Genomic DNA, 21,409 nt, shown 5'->3' on the forward strand with positions numbered 1-21,409 from the left:
GTGCCCGCGAACACGTGGAACTTCCGCTCGGTACGCGATCTGCGCCGTGCCCACGTCGACGCCGTCGTCGAGGTCGACTTCGGTGCCGGCCCCCACCGGCTGACGCCGTGGACGACGGCGCTCGACCTGCGCGCCGTGGTGCCCCCGCACGGCCCGGTGGACTGGGCTCAGCTGGACAAGTTGCCGAATCTGAGCACGGTGTCCTGGTCCGGCCCGGATCGTGGCCTGGCCGAGGCGATCGCCGCTCACCCGCAGATCCAGTACGCCGAGTGGTTCGCCGCCGAGGGTGACCTCGACCTGCGGCAGACCGCGATCATCCGGCTGTGGATCGACTGTGCCCGCCTGGATTGCCTGCTGCTGCCCGACACGGTGGTGACCCTGCTGCTGCGCAATCCGGGCGAGGGTGTCCTGGTGCAGCCACAGGACGACGCGCACCGCCTCACCCTGCACATGTCGTTCGGCGGCGGGGGCGTCGTCATCCCGGCCGGGCTGCGGCGGACGGCCGGGGTCCGGCTGAACCTCGGCGGCGAGTTCTCGATCAAGGAGCTTGAGCCGTTCACCGGTTTGCGTGATCTGACCCTCGACTTCGAGGGGCCTCCCGGGCGACTGATCGACCTTCCGCTGCTAGCCCAGCATCCGGGCCTGGAACGGCTGTGCCTGATCAACGCGTATGACATGAACCCCGCCACCATTCCGGAGATGCCGGATCTGGCCGGCGTGGAGGTGGTCGGGACGCGGGCCGAGATCGCCGCCGGGCTGCAGCAACGGTTCCACGGCCGGGCCCGGCCGGAGGTGTCGATCCGGTACGCCCGCCCGTTCGGGAACCAGGAGGGCTCCGGATCCGTCGAAGCGCCATGAGGAAGCTGCTGATCCTGGGTGTGCTCGCACTGGCCGGCTGTGGCGGCGGCACCGCGACGGCGAGCCCGGCGCCGTCCGCGCACGACCGCTGGGAGTCCTGCGACCGGGCGATGACCGGCAACGCCGCCCCGACCCGCCTCGACGACACGTTCCCGGCGACGGCCGCGATCGTCTGCCCGCACCGGACGTTCTACAACCGTCCGACGCCGAGCGTCCAGCCGGCCGGGCCGGGTCTGCGCGCCACCGCCATCACCGACCTGGTCGCGGCCCTGCGCCTGCCCGACGAGCCACCCACCAAGGGCGCCTGCACGATGGTCATGATCGACCCGCCGTGGATCGCCCTGCTCGACGCCCAGGACCGCTGGATCCACCCCGGCGTTCCGGTCGACGCGTGCGGGCATCCGCGGGCCGAGGTGCTCACCGCCGTCGGGAAGCTGCTGCCAGGCTGACGACCGCCGCCACGCACAGCACTCCCCCGCTGACCAGCGCGACCGGCCCGGAGAAGGCGCCGGCGACCAGTCCGGCGCGCAGGTTGCCGAGGTCGGGCCCGGCCGAGCCGACGATCTGCTCGGCCGCCGCGACCCGGCCCATCAGCGCGTCCGGCGTGTGCAGTTGGACGACGGTGGCGCGGGAGACCACCGCGATGGTGTCGGCCGCGCCGGCCAGGACCAGGGCGCCGAATCCGAGCCACGGGTGGGTGGCCAGCCCGAACAGCGCCAGCGCGACACCCCACACGGTCGACGCCGCGAACATCACCGGCCCGGGCCGCCCGAGGCGGGTGAACGTGCCGGACAGCACCGAGGCGAGGACACCGCCGACCGCGATCGACGTCAGGAACAGGCCCAGCGTCCGCGGGTCGCCGTGGAACCAGGCGGCGTTGACCAGCGGGAACAGGCTGATCGGCATGGCCAGGAAGGTCGCCGCGAGGTCGGTCAGCAGCGCCGCCCGTACGGCGGAATTCCGGCTCATGAAGGTCAACCCTTCACCGACCGCGCGGAAGCCGGGGACGAGTCCCCCACCGGCCGCGGGCAGCCGGGGCAGCCCGATCACGCCGTACAGAGCGGCCAGGAAGGTGACCGTGTCGACCAGGTAGCAGCCGCTGACCCCGATCCAGCCCAGGAGCAGCCCGCCCAGTGCCGGGCCGACGAGCATCGAGGTCTGGAACGAGATGTGGTTGAGCGCCAGGCCGGCCGCCCGCTGTGACGGGGGCAACAGGTGCGGCAGGTACGTGCGCCCGACCGGCCCGGCGACCGCCCCGAGCAGCGATTGCACGGCGACCAGAGCCAGCAGCCCGATCACCGGCGCCCCGCCGAGCAGGCCCTGCGCGGCCAGCGCGGCCGAGGTGGCGGCCGATCCGAGGGTCGTGGCCAGGTAGAGCCGGCGGCGGTCGGCCCGGTCGGCCAGGGCGCCCGCGAACAGTCCGAACACCACGACCGGGAGCGCCTGGGCGAGCCCGACCGCGCCCGTCCAGACCGCGCTGTGGGTCTGCTCCCACACCTGGAACATGACCGCGACCATGGTCATCTGCGCGCCGAACCCGGACAGGGTGCGGCCGAGCCACCAGCGGCGGAACACCGGGGACGTCCGCACGGGGCCGAGGTCGATCAGGGCCGCGGTCACTCCCACGCCGGGTCCTCGGCCAGCTTCTCGGCGATACGGTCGCGGAAACTCGTGCGGCTCAGCACCGCTTCGATGTCCCGGACGACGCGGAGCATCCCGTACGGGAGCTGGTCCTCGATCTCCTGAACCACCGCCTCGGTCGCTCGCCATTCAGCGGCCAGCCGAACAACAACATGCCGCGATTTTTCGGTTAAATCGACTTCTTTCGCCCGCCCATCGGCCCCTACCGATGTCGCCACCCACCCCGCGGCCCGCATCGCCGCGACCTTCTGACTCAACGCCGAGTGTGTCCGCCCGACCGACGCCGCCAGCTCGGTGATCGTCATCGGACCGTGCACATGCAGCTTGATCAGCTCTTTCACCCAGGCCGCCTTGAGCCCCTCGATGCGCGCGTCGGCGTAGACCCGCGCGATCTCGGCGTCCAGCCGCGCCTGCAGGTCCCACAGTGGACGCCAGACGGCGTGATCAGTCGGATCGATGAAGTCGGTCACCGGGAGAATGTAACAGCACTTATATAACCGCGTGTGATTTGACATCTACAACGAAATAGAAGAATGATGCCGTTAAGAACTTAGGGTTGGCTAACCTTTGGAGCACCATGACCGCCATCTACCTCATCGGCCTGCGTGAGGGACTGGAGATCACTCTCGTGGTCTCGATCCTCGTGGCGTTCCTGGTCAAGAGCGACCGCCGTCCGCTGCTGCGCCTGGTCTGGGCCGGCGTCGCCGTGGCCGCCGTGATCTCCATCGGATTCGCCGTGCTGCTGCAGGTCGGGATCGCGCGGCTCAGCTCGACGCACCAGGAGCTGTTCGAGGCGATCGCGTCGTTCGTGGCGGTCACCTTCGTCACCTGGATGATCTTCTGGATGCGCCGGATGGCCCGCCACCTCGGCAAGGAGCTGCGCGGCCGGATGGAGGACGCCATCGCGGTCGGCCCGATCGCGGTCGCCGGTGTGGCCTTCCTCGCGGTGATCCGGGAGGGCCTGGAGACCTCGATCCTGTTCTACGCCGCCGCGCAGGGCGCCACCGACGCCAAGCCGCTGATCGGCATCAGCCTCGGCCTGCTCACGGCCATCGTGCTGGGCTGGCTGCTCTACGTCAGCGCGGTCCGGATCAACCTGTCCACGTTCTTCACCTGGACCGGCGCGCTGCTGGTGCTGGTCGCCGCCGGCATCTTCAAGTACGGCTTCCACGACCTGCAGGAGTCCAACGTCCTGGGTGGCCTGGACAAACTCGCGTTCGACGTGACGCCGAGCTTCCCGCCCACCGCGTGGTACGCCGAACTCCTGCGCGGAATGATCAACTTCACGCCCGCGCCGACCGTCGTCGAGACGATCGCCTGGGTCGCGTACGGGATTCCCGTCCTCGTTCTCTTCCTCTGGCCGGCCCGCAAGCCGGCGCCCACCCCCGCCACCACCGCTTCATAGGAGAACGATGAACACCGCACGACTGCTCACCGCAGGCGCGGCAGCCGCGCTGCTCTTCACGGCCGGTTGCGCCGACAAGGCCACCGGCGACAAGGCCGGCGACGCCGCCACCGGCAAGATCGCCGTGGCCGCCTCCGACACCGAGTGCAAGGTGGAGCGGACCTCCTCGGCCGCGGGCACGGTCACGTTCGCGATCGCCAACAAGGGCACGAAGATCAACGAGTTCTACGTGTACGCCACCGGCGACCGGATCATGGGCGAGGTCGAGAACATCGCCCCCGGCCTGTCCCGCGAGCTCATCGTCGAGCTGCCGGCCGGCGCGTACGAGACCGCCTGCAAGCCCGGCATGATCGGCAAGGGCATCCGCAACGCGTTCCAGGTCTCCGGCTCGGCCGCGCCCCTGACCGAGGACGCCAAGCTGGCCCAGGCCACCGCCGACTACCAGCGCTACGTCAAGTCGCAGACCGGCGCCCTGATCGAGCAGACCACCGCGTTCGTCACCGCGGTCAAGGCCGGCGACGTCGAGAAGGCCAAGTCGCTCTTCCCGATCGCCCGCACCTACTGGGAGCGCATCGAGCCGGTCGCCGAGAGCTTCGGCGACCTCGACCCGAAGATCGACGCCCGCGACGGCGACCTGGAGCCCGGCCAGGAGTGGACCGGCTTCCACAAGATCGAGAAGGACCTCTGGGTCACCAAGGACATCAGCAAGGACGGCCCGGTCGCCGACCAGCTGCTCAAGGACGTCCAGACGATCGTCACCAAGGCCGAGTCCGTGACGTTCTCCCCGGTCGAGCTGGCCAACGGCGCCAAGGGCCTGCTCGACGAGGTCGCCACCGGCAAGATCACCGGCGAGGAGGACCGCTACTCGCACACCGACCTGTGGGACTTCGCCGCCAACATCGAGGGCTCCCAGGGCGCCATCCAGGCGCTCCGCCCGGCCCTTGAGGACCGCGACCCGGCCCTGGTCAAGACCCTCGACGAGAACTTCGCCAAGGTCGAGGCGGCCCTGGAGAAGCACCGCGACGGCGACGGCTGGAAGCTGCACAACACGCTCTCCCAGGCCGACCTGAAGGAACTCTCCGACGACATCAACGCCCTGGCCGAGCCGATCAGCAAGGTCGCCGCGATCGTCGCCAAGAAGTAATCGATCTCGGACAGCCGGGGGCGGGCATCTCGCCCCCGGCTTCCCCCTTACATTCAAAATCTTCATTGCCTATCTCCGCCGGGGTACAGACCGTCGCTCCCGCGGGGACCCTTCCGATCCGAGCAGGCCGCTGGCGCGGCCAGAACGCTCAGATCGCAAGGGCGGCGTGGTCGGCCGGGCACGGTCAGAGCAACAAACCCGTTCACGGGTGGCAGCAGTCGACATTCGCAAGAGAGGTTCGTGAGATGCAGCGGCGCAAGGTTCTCGGATTGGCCGGGGCAGGCGCGGCCGGTGTGGCCGCCGTCGGCGCGGGCGCGCTGGCGTTGACTCACCGCGACCCGGAGTTGACCGCGTCGGAGACGTCCACCGACGCCGCCGGGGCGATCGCGTTCTACGGCGCGAAGCAGGGTGGCATCGTCACCCCGGCGCAGGACCGGCTGCACTTCTGCGCGTTCGACGTGATCACCGACGACAAGGCCGCCCTGGTCGACATGCTGCAGGACTGGACCGCGGCCGCCGCCCGGATGACCCAGGGGCAGGACGCGGGCACGTTCGGCGCGGTCGGCGGATCCCTGGAGGCGCCGCCGGACGACACCGGCGAAGCCCTCGGGCTGCCCGCGGCCGGTCTCACCCTGACCATCGGGTTCGGCCCGACCCTGTTCCGCAACGCCCAGGGCAAGGACCGCTTCGGGATCGCCGCCAAGCGCCCGGCCGCCCTGGCCGACCTGCCGAGCTTCCCGCGCGACACCCTCGAAGCGGCGATCTCCGGCGGCGACATCGGCGTCCAGGCCTGCGCCCACGACCCGCAGGTCGCCGTGCACGCCATCCGCAACCTGGCCCGCATCGGCATGGGCAAGGTGAGCGTCCGCTGGTCTCAGCTCGGCTTCGGCCGCACCTCGTCCACGTCCCGCACCCAGGCCACCCCGCGCAACCTGTTCGGCTTCAAGGACGGCACCCGCAACCTCAAGGCCGAGGACACCCCGCTGCTCGACGAACACCTGTGGGTCCAGCCGGGCGACGGCCCGGACTGGATGACCGGCGGCTCCTACCTGGTCACCCGCAAGATCCGCATGCTCGTCGAGACCTGGGACCGGTCCCCGCTGGCCGAACAGCAGACGATCATCGGCCGGGACAAGGGCGAGGGTGCCCCGCTCACCGGCCGCCTGGAGCACGACGAACCGGACTTCGCCGCCAGGGACGGCGAGGACCAGCCGGTCATCCCGGTCGACTCGCACCTGCGCCTGGCCCACCCCGACCAGAACGGCGGCGCCCGCCTGCTGCGCCGCGGCTACAACTTCGTGGACGGCTCGGACGGGCTCGGGCGGTTGAACGCGGGACTGTTCTTCATGGCGTACCAGCGCAACCCGCACAAGCAGTTCGTCCCGGTCCAGAACAGCCTGGCCAAGCAGGACGCCCTCAACGAGTACATCCGGCACGTCTCCAGCGGCCTGTTCGCCTGCCCGCCGGGCCTGCTCGCCGCCGACGACTACTGGGGCCGCGCCCTGTTCGCCTGACGCTTCCCGGCCCCGGCCGGACCGCGCCGATCGTGTGCGGCCGGCCCGCCGGGGACGGGCCGCGCTGATCGTTCCCGGTCACCGGGGGCGGGCGGTGTCCGTCAGGGTGATCCCGTGGTCACGCCCACAGCTGATGATGAACTGGTCGTCCCACTGGCGGGCCCACACCTGCCGGCCGGTGCGCGGGTCCACGGCCACCACGCCCAGCGCGACGATCTCCCCGACGGCGGCCACCCGGACCTGGCCCTGGTCGTTCCCCGAGCGCCGCAGCCGATGGGACACCCACATGTCGGGGGCCTGCCGGAACTGGTCCCAGGTGGCGTATCCGCCCGGCCGGTTGTGCTTGAGGTGCACCTGGACGTCGTATCGGCCGTCACGGTAGTTCAGGCGGACATGGGCCCGGCCGGTCCGGCAATGGTTCGGATCGCCGCCGCCGGGAAGCCCGTCCGCGAACACGCGCACGGCATCGCCGGCCAACGCCTCACAGCAGATGCCGGATATCCACTGGTACTGGGCGTCGTCGGGCTGGTCGCCGGGACCACCACCCGGAGCGCCCAGTGCGGGTTCGCCCGCGAACCCGGTGGCGGCGATCAGGCACGCCACCAGCGCCAACTTCTTCATCATCGGTAGCCCTCCTCCCGGAAAGGACAGCACCGGTGATCGCCGGGACGGGCGGCATTCGCCGATCTCCGACCCGTTCGGCCGAATCATCCACCCGGGCGTTCCGGGAAACGGCGATGCGGCCCGCGCCGGTGCCGGCCGTGAGCCGGCGGAGGTGGGTCAGCGCCAGGCGGCGGTCATCAGCTGGATGAGGTCGAGGGTGGCTTCGCCGGTCCAGATGACCGAGCTCAGGGCGACCAGGACCGGGAGCAGCACGAACACCGCCGGGGCGACCTGGGGCCGGGGGCGCAGCAGCAGGGCGACCCGGCGCGGGACGACGCCGCCCGGGACCGCGGCGTGCAGGGCGGCGGCGAAGGGGCTGCCGGCGCCGGCCAGGGCGGCGACGCCGATGGCGTGGGCCAGGGTGCGGCGGTTGCCCAGGTGGGCCGCGGCGCGTTCGTCGGCGGCGCGCTCGATCAAATAGTCGACGTGTTTGCCGACCCACCACAGCGCCGGGTGGGCGGCGACCGCCAGTTCGGCCGCGCGGGCCAGGCGGTGGTGGTGTTCGGCCAGGTGGGCGTTCTCGTGGGCCAGCAGCGCCTCGAACTGGTCGTCGGTGAGCAGGCCGCGCATGCCGGTGGTGACCACGACGTGGCCGGGGTCGCCCGGGACGGCGAACGCACGCGGGGCGTCGTCGGGCAGCATGACCAGGCCGCCCGGGCCGTCCGGCGGGACCAGGGCCAGGACCCGGCGCTGCCGGCGCCACCGCCAGGCCACCGAGGTCAGGCCGCCGGTCAGCAGGGCCAGGCTCAGCCACGGCACCCATTCGACCCCGGCCGTGTCCCGGGCGACGACCGCGGCCGACCAGCCGAACAGGCGCCCGATCGCCGGGACCTGGGCGAGCGCGTGGGCCGAGAGCAGCAGCAGGTTGATCGTGCTGGTCGCGGCGACGGTGACCGCCGACCAGGCGACCACCGCGGCGGCCGGGCCCGGAGGCAGCCGGTCGGCCAGCAGCCGGACCACGATCACGGCCAGCGGTGGCACGATCACCACCGACCACAAGAAATGATCGAACATCTGCGTCGCCCCTCCGCCGGTTCCCCGGCCATGCTCTCACTCCGCGGCCCGGGCGCCGAGCCCGGATCTTGCCGGGGCCGCCCGTATGGTGATCCCTGTGCGAGAGGACGAGCAGGTGGAGTGCACGGTGACGGTGTGCCGGGACTGTTGCTGCGGAAGCGTGAGCAAACATCCGGACGTCGACCACGCCGGGCAGATCGAGCGGTTGCGGGCCGCGCTCGGGCCGGAGTTCCGGGTGCGTACGAGTCTCTGCCTGGACGTCTGCGCACAGTCGAACGTGCTGGTGGTGCAGCCGGCGCCGGAGGCGCGACGGTCGGGGGCGCGGCCGGTGTGGTTCGGGCTCGTGCTCGACGATCTGGTGCTCGACGACATCGCGGGCTGGGTCAAGGCCGGCGGCCCGGGTCGCGCCGATCTGTCCGCGGCGCTCGAACTGTCCGTGATCACCCCGCCGGCGCCGGCCCGCGGACAGAACTGACACGCACACGACGATGCCGCGGTGTGCGGAAGCAGCTTCGGCCGTCGACCGGTTTGTTGCTCTGACCGCGACCAACCGACCACGTCGCCCTTGCGGGCCGAGCGTTCTGGGCGCGCCAGCGCCCTGCTCGGACCGGAAGGGTCCCCGCGGGAGCGACGGTCTGTACCCCGGCGGAGATAGGCAAAAAGGAATTTGATCTTCAGCGGTTGGCGCGATGCCTTATTTCACAGGGTCGATCGATAGAGTCGCTGCGTGAGCAGACGGCGGCCGGGCCAGTTGGAGACGGAGATCATGACCGTGCTGGGTGAGGCCGACCGGCCGATGACTCCCGGTGAGGTTCGTGATCGGCTGGATCCGTCCGGCGAGCTGTCCTACAGCACCGTCGTGACGACGCTGACCAGGCTTTACGAGAAGGGTTCGGCGTCGCGGCATCGGGACGGGCGGGCTTTTCGTTACGGTGCGCCACATGGGCCGGCCGGGCTGGTCGCCGATCGGATGACGCGGCTGCTGTCCGACGAGGCCGATCGGGCGTCGGTGCTGCGGCGGTTCGTGGGCAATCTGGACGCCACCGACGAGCAGCTGCTGCGGGATCTGCTCAGCGAGTGATCTCGGGCGGTCGCGAGACCACCGACATCGACGAGAACCAGGTGCTGACCGTGATGCGCACCTCGGGTGTGCCGGGCACGCGGGGCACCGGCGCCAGTTTCAGGTCACGGGAGCTGAACGCGTTGGTGCCGGAGAAGTCGACCTCGACGCCCTCGGGAACGATCACGGTCAGGTCGCCGAACCAGCTGGAACCGGTGATCTCGATGACGTCCGAGCCGGTCAGGACGGCGCGCAGGTCAAGCACGGTGGAGCCGAAGACGGTCTTCACCCGGACCCCGCCGTCCCGCAGCCGCCAGCGGCCGCGACGCGTGGCCGAGCTGAACACGGTGACGATCTTGTCGACCGTGGTGGCCGAACCGACGATCGGCTGCGGGGCCAGGCCGTCGGTGGCGCGGGCCAGCTCGACGTCGGTCTCGGCGGCCCAGACGGCGCCGACGCGGACGCTGAACTCCTCCAGGGTCAGGCGGCCCTCGCCGCAGGCCCGTTGAAGCAGCTCGGCGACGCGTTCGCGGTCGCCGTCGGAGGCCGGCGCCGGCACAGGAAGTCCCACGGCGCCGACCCTACAACGATCGCGCTCACTCCCGCCCGCCCGGAACCTCCCCTTGGCGCGGTGCCGGGTGACGACCTGGCAAACTTGCAGGATCATGACGCTGACCGATCGCCTTCCCGGCAATGCCGAGCCCGACGCCGTCTTCCTCGCCTTCCAAGCCTGGGTGGAGGAGCAGGGCATCACCCTGTATCCGCATCAGGAGGAGGCGCTGATCGAGATCGCGACCGGTGCCAACGTCATCCTGAACACCCCGACCGGCTCGGGCAAGAGCCTGGTCGCGGCCGGCGCGCACTTCGCGGCCCTGGCCGACGGGCGCACCACGTTCTACACCGCGCCGATCAAAGCGCTGGTCAGCGAGAAGTTCTTCGCCTTGTGCGCGATCTTCGGGGCGCACAACGTGGGCATGCTGACCGGTGACGCCAGCGTGAACGCGGACGCCCCGATCATCTGCTGCACCGCCGAGATCCTGGCCAACCTGGCGTTGCGCGAGGGCGCCCAGGCCGACGTCGGCCAGGTCGTGATGGACGAGTTCCACTTCTACGCCGAGCCGGACCGTGGCTGGGCCTGGCAGGTGCCGCTCATCGAGCTGTCGCAGGCCCAGTTCCTGCTGATGTCGGCCACGCTCGGCGACACCACCCGGTTCGTCGACGACCTGTCCCGGCGCACCGGCCGGACCACCGCCGTGGTCAGCAACGCCGAGCGGCCCGTCCCACTGATCTTCAGCTGGGCGATGACACCGCTGCACGAGACGATCGAGGAGCTGCTGGCGACCAAGCAGGCGCCGGTCTACATCGTGCACTTCACGCAGGCCGCGGCGCTGGAACGCGCGCAGTCGCTGATGAGCATCAACATGAGCACCCGCGAGGAGAAGGACGCGATCGCCGCCGCGATCGGCAGTTTCCGATTCACGGCCGGATTCGGGCGTACGTTGTCGCGCCTGGTCCGCCACGGCATCGGCGTCCACCACGCGGGCATGCTGCCGAAGTACCGGCGGCTCGTCGAGACCCTGGCCCAGGCCGGCCTGCTGAAGGTGATCTGCGGGACGGACACGCTCGGCGTCGGCATCAACGTCCCGATCCGCACGGTGCTGTTCACCGGCCTGTCGAAGTATGACGGGATCAAGACCCGGCTGCTCAAGGCCCGCGAGTTCCACCAGATCGCCGGCCGGGCCGGTCGCGCCGGGTTCGACACCCTGGGCAACGTGATCGTCCAGGCCCCCGAGCACGTGATCGACAACGAGCGGGCCCTGGCCAAGGCCGGCGACGACCCGAAGAAGCGGCGCAAGGTCGTGCGCAAGAAGCCGCCGGAGGGTCAGGTCGGGTACGGGCGGCCCACGTTCGACCGGCTGATCGACGCCGAGCCGGAACCGCTGACCTCGTCGTTCCAGGTCTCGCACGCCATGCTGCTGAACGTGCTGGCCCGCGGTGGCGACCCCTACGAGGCGATGAAGCACCTGCTCACCGACAACCACGAGGACCCGGCCGCGCAGCGCCGGCACATCCGTCGCGCCGTCGCGATCGCCCGCGCGCTGATCGCCGGCGGCGTCATCGAGCGCACCGACGCCGGGGTGTACAAGCTGGTCGACGACCTGCAGCTGGACTTCGCGCTGAACCAGGCGCTGTCGCCGTTCGCGCTGGCCTGCCTGGAACTGCTCGACAAGGAGGCCCCGGAGTACCCCCTGGACGTCGTCTCGGTGATCGAGGCGACGCTGGAGGACCCGCGGCAGGTGCTGTCGGCGCAGCGGCAGAAGGCGCGCGGCGAGGCGGTCAACGCCATGAAGGCCGAGGGCATCGAGTACGAGCAGCGCATGGAACTGCTCGAAGAGGTCACCTGGCCGCGCCCGCTGCTGGAGCTGCTGGAGGGGGCGTACGAGACGTATCGGCGCGGTCACCCGTACGTCGCCGACTACGAGATCAAGCCGAAGTCGGTGGTCCGCGACATGTACGAGCGGGCCATGACGTTCACCGAGTACGTGTCGTTCTACGGCCTGTCCCGCTCCGAGGGCCTGGTCCTGCGCTACCTGGCCGACGCGTTCCGCGCGCTGCGGCAGACGGTGCCCGAGGACGCCCGGACCGAGGAGCTGGGTGACCTGATCGAGTGGCTCGGCGAGCTGGTCCGCCAGGTCGACTCCAGCCTGCTCGACGAGTGGGAACGGCTGCGCAACCCGGGCGCCGACGTCGAAGAGGTCCGGATCGACGACAAGCCGCCGGCGGTCACCCGTAACGTGCGGGCGTTCAAGGTCCTGGTCCGCAACGCGATGTTCCGGCGGGTCGAACTGGCCGCGCTGGGCCGCTACGACGAGCTGGGCGAGCTCGACGCCGAGCACGGCTGGACCGCGGAACGCTGGCGCAAGGCGATCGACGAGTACTTCGACGAGTACGACGAGCTGGGCACCGGCCCGGCCGCCCGCGGCCCGCAGCTGCTGCAGCTCGACCAGGGCCCGCAGGTGTGGACGGTCCGGCAGGTCTTCGAGGACCCGGCCGGCGACCACGACTGGGGCATCGACGCCACCATCGACCTGGCCGAGTCCGACGAGATCGGCGGCGCGGCCATCACCATCGTGGCGGTCGGGCCGCACTGACCGGTACGGGCATGTACCACCACCGGTACATGCCCGGCCTAGCGTCGGGGTATGACGCCACGACCCACCGCCGACCCGACGATCGGCGAGCGTATCCGGGACCGCCGCCTGCGCCGCGGGTGGAGCATCCGGTTCGCCGCCAGTCGCGCCGGGGTCTCGCACGCCACCTGGAGCCGGATCGAGCGCGGGCTGCAGGCCGCCGACAACCGGTTCACGCTCGCCGACCTGGCCGGGGCGCTCGACTGCACGCCCGGTGAACTGGCCGGGACCGCGGTGCCGGCCGGGAACCGGGACGCGGTCGCCGCGCACGCCGCGGTGCACGCGATCCGGCAGGCCCTGGTCGAGCTGGACCTGTCCGATCTGTCGGCTTCGGCGGCGCCGGTGACGGCTGATCTGACCCGGCGGCTGACGCTCGTCGACTCGCTGCGGCAGTCCTGCGACTATGCGGGCGCCGGGCGGCTGCTGCCCGAGCTGCTGCGCGGGCTGTACGCCGCGCGGGAACTGCGGATGCTGTGCGACGCCACCTTCATCGCCTCCTCGGTGCTGCGCAACCTCGGCCACCCGGCGGAATCCTGGCTGGGCGCGGAACGCTGCCGCGACGCCGCCGACGCGGCCGAGGATCCGATCCTTCAGGGGTACGCGGCGTATGCGCGAGCCAGTGCGGCGAGCGCCTGCGGTTCCTACGACCGCGCGTACGCCCTGGCCTCTCAAGCGATCGACGCCCTGGACCGTCACCGATCCCGCCCGGGAGGACCGGAAATGATCGGCTCACTGCAGCTGATCTGCGCCGACGCGAGCCGCGGCCGCAAACGCCCCGACGACAGCCGCGCCTGGTCGGCCGAGGCCGCCGCGCTGGCCGCCCGCACCGGCGAGACCACGACCCTGGGCCTGTTCTTCGGCCCGGCCAACGTCAACATCTGGCGCATCGGCATCGAAGCCGACGGCGACGAGCCCGCACTGGCCGCCGCGATCGCCCGCGAGACCGACCCGGCGATCCTGCCGTACGGATTCCGGCAGGTCTTCTTCTACGCCGACACCGCCCGCGCGCTGGCCCGCCTGCGCAACCGCGACCGCGAGGCGATCCGGTTCCTGCTCACCGCCGAGCGGGTCGCGCCCCAGCACGTGCACACGTCGTCGCTGGTCCAGGAGACGGCCCGGGCCCTGCTGGACCGCTCCCGGCGGATGGCCGGCGGCACCGAACTGCGCGCCTTCTGCGAACGCCTCCAGATCGGCTGATCCGGTTCCGGTGCGCTCCGCCGGCGACGGCGGTCCGTGGGTTCGCCGATCTCACCAAGGGGTGAGGAGGACCGCCGGCGACCGGGACCAGGTGTAGAGGAAGTGGCCGACCAGGATCAGGCCGATGACCAGCTGGATGGCGGCCTGTTTGGACAGGTGGTCGCGGCGGGCGGGCTCGGTGGCTCGCCGGGCACGGATCGTGTTCCACACGGCCTGTCCGAAGGCGATCACCGGCACCGCCAGCCACGCCCAGGCGAAGAGGGTGAACGGGACCGCGACCGCCGCCGGCACGAGCGCCACCAGGTACGCGGCGAGCAGCACCCAGGCGGTCCGTTCCACCGGCCGCGTCCAGTCCATCGACGTCTCCGCTCACTCCCGGGGTCTGTTCCCGGGTGTACGCCGCGTCACCGCCCGCGGTTCACAGCGCGGTGAGCCAGCGGCGGACGGCGAGGGTGGCCCGTACATCGTCCTCGTTGTAGTCCAGCAGGCGCCGGGCGGCCGCCGGGTCGCCGGCGCGGGCGGCCCGATGCCAGTCCTGGGACTGGCGTCCGCCCGGGTCGTCGTCGCGCCACCGGAATCCGGCGCCGTGCACGGCGACCGTCTTCAGGCCGAGGCCGGCGCGGGACTCGACGGCCGCCCGGACCAGTGGGAACACGTCGATCCACCGATCAGGGTGGAGGGTGCCGCCGGGCAGCGGGCTGAAGCGGCGGGCCCGGACCCGTTCCGGCGATGTGTAGTGGAAGACCAGCGTCCCCTCCGGGAGTGCGCCGAGCCGGGTCAGGCAGCGCGCGGCCAGCTCGGTCTCGGCGGCGTCGCTGTCCACCGACGGGTCGAAGAACGCCTCGTAGCGGCTGGTGCCGTCGGTGGTGATCAGCAGGCCCCAGAGGTAGACGCGATCGTCCTCGCCCCACTCGGCGTCGATGTCGACCTCGACGGTGGCGTGCGGCACCGGCGGGCGCGGGCCGTCCTTCAGGCGCAGGGTGAGGCCGTCGCGGGACAGCTGGGCGGCGACGGTCGCCTTGTGCAGGCGGTGGCGCCGCTGGGTCAGGTGGGCGACCTCGGTGCCGTAGGGGCCGGCCAGGACGGTGGCGGGATCGCTGTCGGCCAGGGATGCGACGGTACGGATCCCGCTGCCCCGCAGAGCGAGGTACTCCCGCACGCTCAGGGTTCCGCGCAGTTCCCGGCTCAGGTCGGCCGCCGGGAGTTCGTCGACGCAGACCGGCGCCCACCGGCACGTGGTGCATTCGGCCTGCCCGACCGGGGCGACGAGCGGGACGGGGTCGTCCGGGGCGCCGGTGCGCTGCCGGGCGACGGCGGCGATCCGTACGCGGAAATCGTGTTCGAAGTCGTAACGGTCGAGCGCGCTGCGCTTGGCCTTGCCGAGACTGCGGGAGAACGTGACGAAGCGCGGCAGTGCGAGGTCGTACCAGGCCAGACCGTCGGTCCCGACGATCGCGCCCCACGGCGAATCGGCCTGGTGCCCGCAGGCGACCAGCATCCGCCAGTAGTGGGCGAGCTGCAGCAGATCGTTCTCGTGGGCCTTGACGCCCGCGTCGGTGAGCCGGACGGCGTCGGCCCGGGCGGGCGCCTCCAGGGTCGCGACCAGGGCATCGGTCCCGCGGGTGAGCACCTGGTGGGCCTTGATGTCGCCGGGATGGTAGCCGCCGCCCGCGCGCAGCAGCAGATCCGGCTTGCCGGTCCGGTGGCCGGGCACGTCGTCGGGGAGCCGGCCGCCGACGATCACCGACGCGCCGGCCCGCATCGCGCCGATCGTGGCGCCGATGTGTCCGCGCCGGTCGTCCTCGAAGTCGTTGAGGTCGACGTATCCGGGCAGGTCCAGGGCGACCCACTCGGCCAGCACGGACGCCTCGAAGGTGATCCCGGCGTCGAACAGCTGCTGCAACGCGGGTGGCACGACCTCGGGCGGCCGGGGCACGGTGACGTCGTGCGCGTTGTGCACGGCCCGCGGGCACGACTTGGCTGCGTATCCGCCGAGGAGCAGCGGCGCGTTGATCATGACCCATCCTATGCCGGGTCGATCGCCACCACACGCAGGCGGATCCCGGCCGCCGCGGCCCGCGACACCAGTTCCTCCCCCAGCCGCTCGTCCAGACCGGCCGGGCAGTGCCACCAGCCGGTCACCCGGTCGTCGCCCGGGAAGAGCATGTCGCAGTTGGTCCAGCCGCCCTCGAACGGGAACGAGAACAGCACCTTGGTCAGCCGGTCGACGAGCGCCGCGGTGACCGGCCCGGCCAGAGCGATCGCGACCCGCCGCTTCTCCGGCAGGTCGTCGTAGGTGTCGGTGACGTCCAGCGCCTCCTGCTTGCTGAGCAGGGCGGCGGCGATCCGGTGCAGGCCGTTGAGCACGTCCCGCTCCTGCGGCTCGACCACGATCGGCTCGCGGAAGTCCCCGTGCGCGACCAGTTCGGCGCGGAGCAGGTCGACGATCCGGGCGTCGTCCGGGTCGGCCAGCAGGTCGGGGATGGCGCGTTTCCACGTGTCGCCGCCGGCCGGGGGCCGGTACGTCGCGAGGATCTCGGTGAGCGGCATCCGGCGTACGGTCACGCAAAAAGGCTTCCACAGCCGTGAGTGAATTGCCTATTCACCAAAAGGAGAACAGAAATGTCACCGATAGGAGGACGGGCACACACACCGAAGTGGTGAGGAAGATGGCGTCCCGGGCCAGGACCAGGCCGGTATCGAACCGCTGACCATACAGGTAGACATTTTGCGCGGTGGGCAGCCCGGCGAGCACCGTCACGGCGTACACCTCGGTGTGGGGTAAACGTAAGCTGATCGCCAGCAGAAAGGCGATCAACGGCATCCCGATCGTTTTCAGCCCGACCGCGACGATTGTCGGAATGCGGTCCGGGCCGGGCGCGAGCACGCGGCGACCGGAGAGCGACATGCCGAACGCGAGGAGCACCATCGGCACCGCCGCGTGGCCGACGGTGACCAGCGGATCGAGCACGGGAGCGGGCAGCCGCAGGCCGGTCAGCGCGACGACCGCGCCCAGCAGGGTGGCCACGATCATCGGATTGCGCAGCGGGACGACAAGCGTGGACCTCAGCGAGGTACGGCCGGTGGAGCCGAGTTCGAGCAGCGTGAGCGCCACCGGCGTGATGATCAGCAGCTGCAGCATGATGATCGGGATCACCAGGGCGGCGTCGCCGAGCACGTACGTCGCGATCGGGATCCCGATGTAGTTCGCGTTGACGTATCCGGCGGCCAGGGACCCGACCACCCCGCCCCGGCGCGCGAGGAGCGGGTAGAGCCCGAAACAGATCAGCGCGGCACCGGCCGAGACCAGCAGCGGCTCGCTGAACAACACGGACACGTCGGCGGCGGCCACCCCGGTGAACAGCAGGCACGGGTTGAGCACCAGCCAGACCACCCGGGCCAGCACCGTCTCGGCGCTGTCGGGCAGCCCGCCCCAGCGCCGCAGGCCCCACCCGGCGAGCACGATCACGCCGATCAGCAGGAAACCGGAGAGCGCCGCGACCATGATCGGCCACGCTATCGGGCGAGCCTCGATCGAATCGACTCCCCCACCCGGTCACGGAACGTACGGTGACCGGGTGGGGGACGAGGCGGCCGAGTACTACGACCGGATGTTGGTGGACGCGGAGTGGGGCGAGGCGTTCTGCCTCACCCTGGTGCGCGGCCTCGACGAATCCGCCCTGTTCACAGCGTTCGGCGGCGATCCGGCGGCAACCATGTCGCCGGCCGATCTGGCCCAGGTCCTCGACGGTTTCCGGTACGGCGACGAACCGGCCACCCTCGTCGTCGCCACGGTGGGTGACTGGCGGGTCGGCATCGAGATCAACGGGAGCCAGGGCAACCGTCCCGAGGTGCTGCGCCGGGCCGCCGCGGCCGGCGACGGTGCCGCGGTGAGCGTGTTCCGCGACGTCAACGGGCGGTCCGAGCTCACCTACGTGACCGGGGATCAGGTCCAGGTGGTGATCGACCACATGCGGCCGGACAAGCGTTCGGGCACGTCCCCGGAGGTGCTGAACGCGCTGATGGCCGGGCTGCCGTTCGGCTACGAGGACGACGTCATCCCCGAGGCGGCCGGGCTGGCGCTGGCCGAGCGGATCACCGGCGTACGCCTGCCCTTTGATCTTCTGGAGCAGGATCTGCCCGGGGCGGTGCTCACCGTCGTCCCGGACGATCTCGTCCCGGAGGGCGGGCGGGGGCTGGCCGCGCTCGACCACCCGTTCATCCAGCGGATGCTGGCCGCGCCGATCCGGGAGAACGTGCCCGCGATGGTGGCGTACCGCACCCGGCTGATCGCCGAGGACGCCGGGCTGCTCGGCGAACCGGTCATCGCCGAGGTGCTGACCGCGCTCGACGAGGAGCGGACACCCGGCCCGGAAGTGCGGGTGCGGCTGCGGGAACTGCACGAACGCCTCGCCGCGGACCTGCCGCGGTTGAACGCCGTGCACGACGTCGCCGCGGCGGCGTTCGACGGGGAGGATCCGGCGGAACGGTTCGGCACGACGTACACGATCCGGGACACCGACCGCAGTCTGCAGGCCGTCGTCCTGCGGCGGTGCGCGCTGCGGGCCCTGCCGCCGGCGGCCAGGATCGCGAAACCCGTCGATCCGGCTCCGGTCACGGCCACTCCCCGCACGGCCGCCAATTCTTCCGCGTACGAGGTGGTGGCCAAGGAGTTCGCCGCATGGCGACCGGAGAAGCAACGCACAGTGACGCGCTGGCTGGCCCGGCGCGCCTTCGAGGTGGCCGGTCTCGACACGCTCGAATGGGCCCGCCCGGCCCTGGACGCCCTCGATCGTGGCGATCCGCTGCCGTTCCCGGACCGGCGCGCGGTGTTCCGGCTGATCTCGGCGGCCGCGCTGGTGACCGCCACCACCGGGCTGCCACTCGATCAGCTGGAGAACCGGCTCAGCGACCACCAGCGCGCTGAGCTGCGGGAACGTATCGATCGGGCGCCGATGGCGGTGATCACGATCTTCAACACGGCGCATCCGGATCCGGCCAAGGCCCTGGCCGACACGTTCACGACGGCCCTGGAGACGTTCGACGGTCGGACCGAGGATCTGATCACCGAGCTGCGCGCCGCGTTCTGCTGATCCCGAAGGCTGGGTGCTGTCCACTGCGGACGCGCCCCCGCATATTACGATGCGTGCGGATCTTCGGCTCGGCTTGAGGAGGCGTCGGTGGCTGACCGGCGGAACGCATTGGACCGGATCGACACGACCGTGGCGCATCCGGCCCGGCGGTACAACTACCTGCTCGGCGGGAAGGACAACTTCGCGGCCGACCGGGCCTCGGCCGACGCCATCGAGAAGGGCATGCCGACCATCCGGCTGGCCGCGACGGAGAACCGGTACTTCCTGCAGCGGGCCGTGAACTACCTGGCCGAGCAGGGCATCCGCCAGTTCCTGGACATCGGCACCGGCATCCCCACCGCGGACAACACCCACCAGGTCGCGCAGCGGATCGACCCGGCCGCCCGGATCGTCTACGTCGACAACGACCCGATCGTGCTCACCCACGCCCGGGCGCTGCTGACCAGCACGCCCGAGGGCGTGACGGCGTACATCGACGCCGACCTGCGCGAGCCGCGGACGATCCTGGACGACCCGGAGGTCCGCTCGGCGCTCGACTGGACCAAGCCGATCGCGGTGATGCTGGTCGCGGTCCTGCACTTCGTCCGCGACGACGAGGACCCGCAGGGCATCGTCGACACCATCCTGGACGCGCTGCCCCCGGGCAGTTACGTGGTCGCCTCCCACTCCACGTGGGAGTACCTGCCGGCCGCGGCGATCGAGCAGCTGGAAGCCGCGAACCCCGACGGGCGGTTCCGCGCCCGGACCGGGGAGCAGCTGGGCAAGCTGTTCTCCCGGCTCGACCTGCTGGAGCCGGGCGTGCAGTCGGTGGCCCAGTGGTGGCCGGAGCAGGCCTCGCAGCCGCGGCCGTCCATCGAGGACGTCGCGTTCAACGCGATCGTGGGGCGGGTCCGCGCCACGGAGTAGGGACGCGATCACGCGCCATGGGGTGATCCGTATTGGCGCGGCGCCAACGAAACGGTACCGTCCTCGGGGATCACGACACCGCCCCCGAGGAGACGCGTGTGGAGCCGGCCGGCTCGGATGAGACTCGCCTGCGCATCGCGAGGTACCTGGACACCCCGCCGAAGTCCGGCACCCCGGCCCAGCCGGGGATCGTCCTGCCCAACATCGCCGACTACTGGCCGGACGCGCCGCATCGCCAGCGGGCCCTGGGCTGGCGGGCGTTCGTACCGCACGGCCCGGAGTCACCGCGGCCCGGGGAACCGGCGGCGCGGCGGTGGCGGCAGCGGCCGGTCGTGCTCACCGGAGTCCTCGCGCTCGTCGTGATCGGCGGCTCGGTGTTCCTGGCCCGGCCGTTGACCGACGCGGACATCCGGCGGCACGAGGCCCGCCCGGTGCCGGTCGTCCCGGCCGAGTCGACCCAGGTGGTCATCCCGCTGGAGCCGAGCCCGTCATCGTCCCCCTCGGCGACCACCCCGGCCCCGCCGGTCTTCTCCACCACGCCGGTGAAGGCCTCCCCCACGGCCCCCTTGAAGGGCGGCTTCGAGCTGGTCACCGGCGTCGGCGATCTGGTCGTGCGCACGGCCGACCTGGACGGTACGGACTTCGCGGTCAGCGGCCCGGGCGCCGGCACGTTCAGCGGCGGTGTGCTGCGGCTGACCGCGAAACCGGACGCGGGCTCCGGCCCGGTCGAGGTCCGGCTCAGTGCCGCGCGGATCTGGCAGCTGCGCGTCGGCGCCGGAACGAAATCGGTCACGCTGGACCTCGGGGCCGGCACGGTCAGCCGCATCGACCTGGACGGCGGCGCCGAGCGGATCGACATCACCCTGGGCCGGCTGAACCGGACCCTGCCGATCCGGATGGGCGGCGGCGTGAGCAGCTGGCAGATCCGGACGGGCGCCCAGGTGCCGGTAAAGGTCCTGGTCGGCAGCGGGGCGGGCGACGTCGTCCTCTACGGACAGCACTCGGGTGGCATCGGGGCCGGGACCACGCTGCACTCCGGTGAGTTCGGCGAGACGCCGGGGCTGGACGTGACCGCGACCGGTGGACTGGGGAACCTGGAGGTCAGCCGGGGCTGATCGCCCGCTCGGCAGCGTCGAAGGCCGATCGGTACTCGTCGGGCAGGCTGTCCCGTACCTCAAGGAAATCGGCTCCGGAAAGGAGCCTTGACGCGGCCGTCATGTAGACCGATCGGTAGGCGGCGACGGTCACCGCCGCTGCCAGCCGGGCGCGGGGCGAATCCGGCGGGACGCCCTCGGCCTCGGCGAACAGGCCGGCCAGCAGATCCTCCAGCTCCTGCAGGAACTCGCGCACGCGCGCCTGCAACGCCGGGGAGTCGACCACCACGCGGTAGAACGCGGCGTGGCTCTGCTCGGTGTATCCACTGAGCGGATGCCCGGTCTCGAGCAGCGAGAACACCATGCCGCGGACGGCAGCTGGCACCGACGTGCCCTCGCGGCGCCCTCGCACCGCATGCGTGACCAGGTCGATCAGCTCCGGGAAGCGGTCGAGGAACAGGTCCTCCTTGCGCGGGAAGTAGTTGAACACCGTCTTCGGCGAGACGCCGGCCGCGGCGGCCACCTCGGCGACGGTCACCGGGTCGAAGCCGCGCTGCAGGAACAGCATGGTCGCGATGCCGGAGATCAACTCGCGGGTCTGGCGCTTCTTGCGCTCCCGCAGCCCCATT

The 21,409-nt window shown here is 71.4% G+C and carries 22 protein-coding genes; 12 read left to right on the forward strand and 10 right to left on the reverse strand.

Features of this window, described 5'->3' with window-relative positions:
• The gene (locus ACSHV8_RS16760; RefSeq protein ID WP_436534061.1) at nucleotides 1-858 is read left to right on the forward strand and encodes a hypothetical protein; all 858 of its coding nucleotides are present in this window, start codon (nucleotides 1-3) and stop codon (nucleotides 856-858) included.
• Nucleotides 855-1,307 carry a hypothetical protein gene (locus ACSHV8_RS16765; protein WP_436534063.1) on the forward strand — a complete coding sequence of 151 codons (453 nt, stop codon included), beginning with the start codon at nucleotides 855-857 and terminating at the stop codon, nucleotides 1,305-1,307. Before ACSHV8_RS16760 ends, ACSHV8_RS16765 begins: the two co-directional genes overlap by 4 nt.
• On the opposite strand, the gene ACSHV8_RS16770 is transcribed toward ACSHV8_RS16765, so the two are convergent.
• Both ACSHV8_RS16770 and ACSHV8_RS16775 read right to left on the reverse strand, forming a co-directional pair.
• A complete protein-coding gene (locus tag ACSHV8_RS16770) occupies nucleotides 1,276-2,484 on the reverse strand; it encodes an MFS transporter (RefSeq protein WP_436534065.1) in 1,209 nt (402 codons plus the stop codon). The two genes, ACSHV8_RS16765 and ACSHV8_RS16770, sit on opposite strands and share 32 nt — an antisense overlap.
• Nucleotides 2,475-2,969: a MarR family winged helix-turn-helix transcriptional regulator gene (locus ACSHV8_RS16775; RefSeq protein WP_436534067.1), complete on the reverse strand. Its 495-nt coding sequence runs from the start codon at nucleotides 2,967-2,969 to the stop codon at nucleotides 2,475-2,477. The genes ACSHV8_RS16770 and ACSHV8_RS16775 overlap by 10 nt, the downstream gene beginning before the upstream one ends.
• A gap of 107 nt (nucleotides 2,970-3,076) precedes the next feature.
• Between ACSHV8_RS16775 and efeU the strand changes: the two genes are divergently transcribed.
• The 3 genes from efeU to efeB all read left to right on the forward strand — a co-directional run bounded on the left by efeU (nucleotide 3,077) and on the right by efeB (nucleotide 6,562).
• On the forward strand, nucleotides 3,077-3,904 hold the full coding sequence (efeU, locus tag ACSHV8_RS16780; protein ID WP_436534069.1) for an iron uptake transporter permease EfeU: 828 nt from the start codon (nucleotides 3,077-3,079) through the stop codon (nucleotides 3,902-3,904).
• Nucleotides 3,905-3,911: 7 nt separating this feature from the next.
• Nucleotides 3,912-5,048 (forward strand): iron uptake system protein EfeO, encoded by a 1,137-nt coding sequence (gene efeO, locus ACSHV8_RS16785; RefSeq protein ID WP_436534071.1) that lies wholly within the window; start codon nucleotides 3,912-3,914, stop codon nucleotides 5,046-5,048.
• A 245-nt stretch (nucleotides 5,049-5,293) separates the two neighbouring features.
• Entirely contained in the window at nucleotides 5,294-6,562 is a 1,269-nt protein-coding gene (gene efeB / locus ACSHV8_RS16790) for an iron uptake transporter deferrochelatase/peroxidase subunit (protein ID WP_436534073.1), read from the forward strand.
• 78 nt (nucleotides 6,563-6,640) lie between these two features.
• On the opposite strand, the gene ACSHV8_RS16795 is transcribed toward efeB, so the two are convergent.
• Both ACSHV8_RS16795 and ACSHV8_RS16800 read right to left on the reverse strand, forming a co-directional pair.
• Nucleotides 6,641-7,186 (reverse strand): hypothetical protein, encoded by a 546-nt coding sequence (locus tag ACSHV8_RS16795; protein WP_436534075.1) that lies wholly within the window; start codon nucleotides 7,184-7,186, stop codon nucleotides 6,641-6,643.
• Nucleotides 7,187-7,342: 156 nt separating this feature from the next.
• Nucleotides 7,343-8,239 carry a M48 family metalloprotease gene (locus ACSHV8_RS16800; RefSeq protein WP_436534077.1) on the reverse strand — a complete coding sequence of 299 codons (897 nt, stop codon included), beginning with the start codon at nucleotides 8,237-8,239 and terminating at the stop codon, nucleotides 7,343-7,345.
• Nucleotides 8,240-8,366: 127 nt separating this feature from the next.
• Here ACSHV8_RS16800 and ACSHV8_RS16805 point away from each other — a divergent pair, with 127 nt between their 5' ends.
• Together ACSHV8_RS16805 and ACSHV8_RS16810 are read left to right on the forward strand one after the other, a co-directional pair.
• Entirely contained in the window at nucleotides 8,367-8,714 is a 348-nt protein-coding gene (locus ACSHV8_RS16805) for a hypothetical protein (protein ID WP_436536792.1), read from the forward strand.
• A 252-nt stretch (nucleotides 8,715-8,966) separates the two neighbouring features.
• A complete protein-coding gene (locus ACSHV8_RS16810; RefSeq protein WP_436534079.1) occupies nucleotides 8,967-9,320 on the forward strand; it encodes a BlaI/MecI/CopY family transcriptional regulator in 354 nt (117 codons plus the stop codon).
• Here ACSHV8_RS16810 and ACSHV8_RS16815 read toward each other — a convergent pair.
• Nucleotides 9,310-9,870: a DUF1707 SHOCT-like domain-containing protein gene (locus tag ACSHV8_RS16815; RefSeq protein WP_436534081.1), complete on the reverse strand. Its 561-nt coding sequence runs from the start codon at nucleotides 9,868-9,870 to the stop codon at nucleotides 9,310-9,312. The two genes, ACSHV8_RS16810 and ACSHV8_RS16815, sit on opposite strands and share 11 nt — an antisense overlap.
• A gap of 94 nt (nucleotides 9,871-9,964) precedes the next feature.
• Here ACSHV8_RS16815 and ACSHV8_RS16820 point away from each other — a divergent pair, with 94 nt between their 5' ends.
• On the forward strand, nucleotides 9,965-12,451 hold the full coding sequence (locus ACSHV8_RS16820) for a DEAD/DEAH box helicase (protein ID WP_436534083.1): 2,487 nt from the start codon (nucleotides 9,965-9,967) through the stop codon (nucleotides 12,449-12,451).
• Nucleotides 12,452-12,502: 51 nt separating this feature from the next.
• On the forward strand, nucleotides 12,503-13,687 hold the full coding sequence (locus ACSHV8_RS16825; protein ID WP_436534085.1) for a helix-turn-helix domain-containing protein: 1,185 nt from the start codon (nucleotides 12,503-12,505) through the stop codon (nucleotides 13,685-13,687).
• A gap of 51 nt (nucleotides 13,688-13,738) precedes the next feature.
• On the opposite strand, the gene ACSHV8_RS16830 is transcribed toward ACSHV8_RS16825, so the two are convergent.
• The 4 genes from ACSHV8_RS16830 to ACSHV8_RS16845 form a co-directional block, all read right to left on the reverse strand.
• A complete protein-coding gene (locus tag ACSHV8_RS16830; RefSeq protein ID WP_436534087.1) occupies nucleotides 13,739-14,044 on the reverse strand; it encodes a hypothetical protein in 306 nt (101 codons plus the stop codon).
• Between the two features lie 61 nt (nucleotides 14,045-14,105).
• Nucleotides 14,106-15,704, reverse strand: coding sequence for a TM0106 family RecB-like putative nuclease (locus tag ACSHV8_RS16835; RefSeq protein WP_436534089.1), 1,599 nt, complete (start codon nucleotides 15,702-15,704; stop codon nucleotides 14,106-14,108).
• An 8-nt stretch (nucleotides 15,705-15,712) separates the two neighbouring features.
• On the reverse strand, nucleotides 15,713-16,252 hold the full coding sequence (locus ACSHV8_RS16840) for a hypothetical protein (RefSeq protein ID WP_436534092.1): 540 nt from the start codon (nucleotides 16,250-16,252) through the stop codon (nucleotides 15,713-15,715).
• Between the two features lie 37 nt (nucleotides 16,253-16,289).
• Nucleotides 16,290-17,192 (reverse strand): AEC family transporter, encoded by a 903-nt coding sequence (locus ACSHV8_RS16845; protein WP_436534093.1) that lies wholly within the window; start codon nucleotides 17,190-17,192, stop codon nucleotides 16,290-16,292.
• A 73-nt stretch (nucleotides 17,193-17,265) separates the two neighbouring features.
• Here ACSHV8_RS16845 and ACSHV8_RS16850 point away from each other — a divergent pair, with 73 nt between their 5' ends.
• The 3 genes from ACSHV8_RS16850 to ACSHV8_RS16860 all read left to right on the forward strand — a co-directional run bounded on the left by ACSHV8_RS16850 (nucleotide 17,266) and on the right by ACSHV8_RS16860 (nucleotide 20,801).
• Nucleotides 17,266-18,780, forward strand: coding sequence for a DUF6461 domain-containing protein (locus ACSHV8_RS16850; RefSeq protein WP_436534095.1), 1,515 nt, complete (start codon nucleotides 17,266-17,268; stop codon nucleotides 18,778-18,780).
• A gap of 87 nt (nucleotides 18,781-18,867) precedes the next feature.
• Nucleotides 18,868-19,686 carry an SAM-dependent methyltransferase gene (locus ACSHV8_RS16855; protein ID WP_436534097.1) on the forward strand — a complete coding sequence of 273 codons (819 nt, stop codon included), beginning with the start codon at nucleotides 18,868-18,870 and terminating at the stop codon, nucleotides 19,684-19,686.
• Between the two features lie 98 nt (nucleotides 19,687-19,784).
• Nucleotides 19,785-20,801 (forward strand): hypothetical protein, encoded by a 1,017-nt coding sequence (locus tag ACSHV8_RS16860; RefSeq protein WP_436534099.1) that lies wholly within the window; start codon nucleotides 19,785-19,787, stop codon nucleotides 20,799-20,801.
• Here ACSHV8_RS16860 and ACSHV8_RS16865 read toward each other — a convergent pair.
• The gene (locus ACSHV8_RS16865; protein WP_436536794.1) at nucleotides 20,788-21,408 is read right to left on the reverse strand and encodes a TetR/AcrR family transcriptional regulator; all 621 of its coding nucleotides are present in this window, start codon (nucleotides 21,406-21,408) and stop codon (nucleotides 20,788-20,790) included. The two genes, ACSHV8_RS16860 and ACSHV8_RS16865, sit on opposite strands and share 14 nt — an antisense overlap.
• Between the last annotated feature and the right edge of the window lies 1 nt (nucleotide 21,409).

Source organism: Actinoplanes sp. HUAS TT8 (assembly GCF_051380535.1).
GTDB lineage: Bacteria > Actinomycetota > Actinomycetes > Mycobacteriales > Micromonosporaceae > Actinoplanes.

Excerpts from the sequence above, each read along its gene's own strand:
- ACSHV8_RS16765 (WP_436534063.1), top strand. The coding sequence starts at position 855 with ATGAGGAAGCTGCTGATCCTGGGTGTGCTCGCACTGGCCGGCTGTGGC.
- efeU (WP_436534069.1), top strand. The coding sequence starts at position 3,077 with ATGACCGCCATCTACCTCATCGGCCTGCGTGAGGGACTGGAGATCACT.
- efeO (WP_436534071.1), top strand. The coding sequence starts at position 3,912 with ATGAACACCGCACGACTGCTCACCGCAGGCGCGGCAGCCGCGCTGCTC.
- efeB (WP_436534073.1), top strand. The coding sequence starts at position 5,294 with ATGCAGCGGCGCAAGGTTCTCGGATTGGCCGGGGCAGGCGCGGCCGGT.
- ACSHV8_RS16795 (WP_436534075.1), bottom strand. The coding sequence starts at position 7,186 with ATGATGAAGAAGTTGGCGCTGGTGGCGTGCCTGATCGCCGCCACCGGG.
- ACSHV8_RS16800 (WP_436534077.1), bottom strand. The coding sequence starts at position 8,239 with ATGTTCGATCATTTCTTGTGGTCGGTGGTGATCGTGCCACCGCTGGCC.
- ACSHV8_RS16820 (WP_436534083.1), top strand. The coding sequence starts at position 9,965 with ATGACGCTGACCGATCGCCTTCCCGGCAATGCCGAGCCCGACGCCGTC.
- ACSHV8_RS16825 (WP_436534085.1), top strand. The coding sequence starts at position 12,503 with ATGACGCCACGACCCACCGCCGACCCGACGATCGGCGAGCGTATCCGG.
- ACSHV8_RS16830 (WP_436534087.1), bottom strand. The coding sequence starts at position 14,044 with ATGGACTGGACGCGGCCGGTGGAACGGACCGCCTGGGTGCTGCTCGCC.
- ACSHV8_RS16835 (WP_436534089.1), bottom strand. The coding sequence starts at position 15,704 with ATGATCAACGCGCCGCTGCTCCTCGGCGGATACGCAGCCAAGTCGTGC.
- ACSHV8_RS16845 (WP_436534093.1), bottom strand. The coding sequence starts at position 17,192 with ATGGTCGCGGCGCTCTCCGGTTTCCTGCTGATCGGCGTGATCGTGCTC.
- ACSHV8_RS16865 (WP_436536794.1), bottom strand. The coding sequence starts at position 21,408 with ATGGGGCTGCGGGAGCGCAAGAAGCGCCAGACCCGCGAGTTGATCTCC.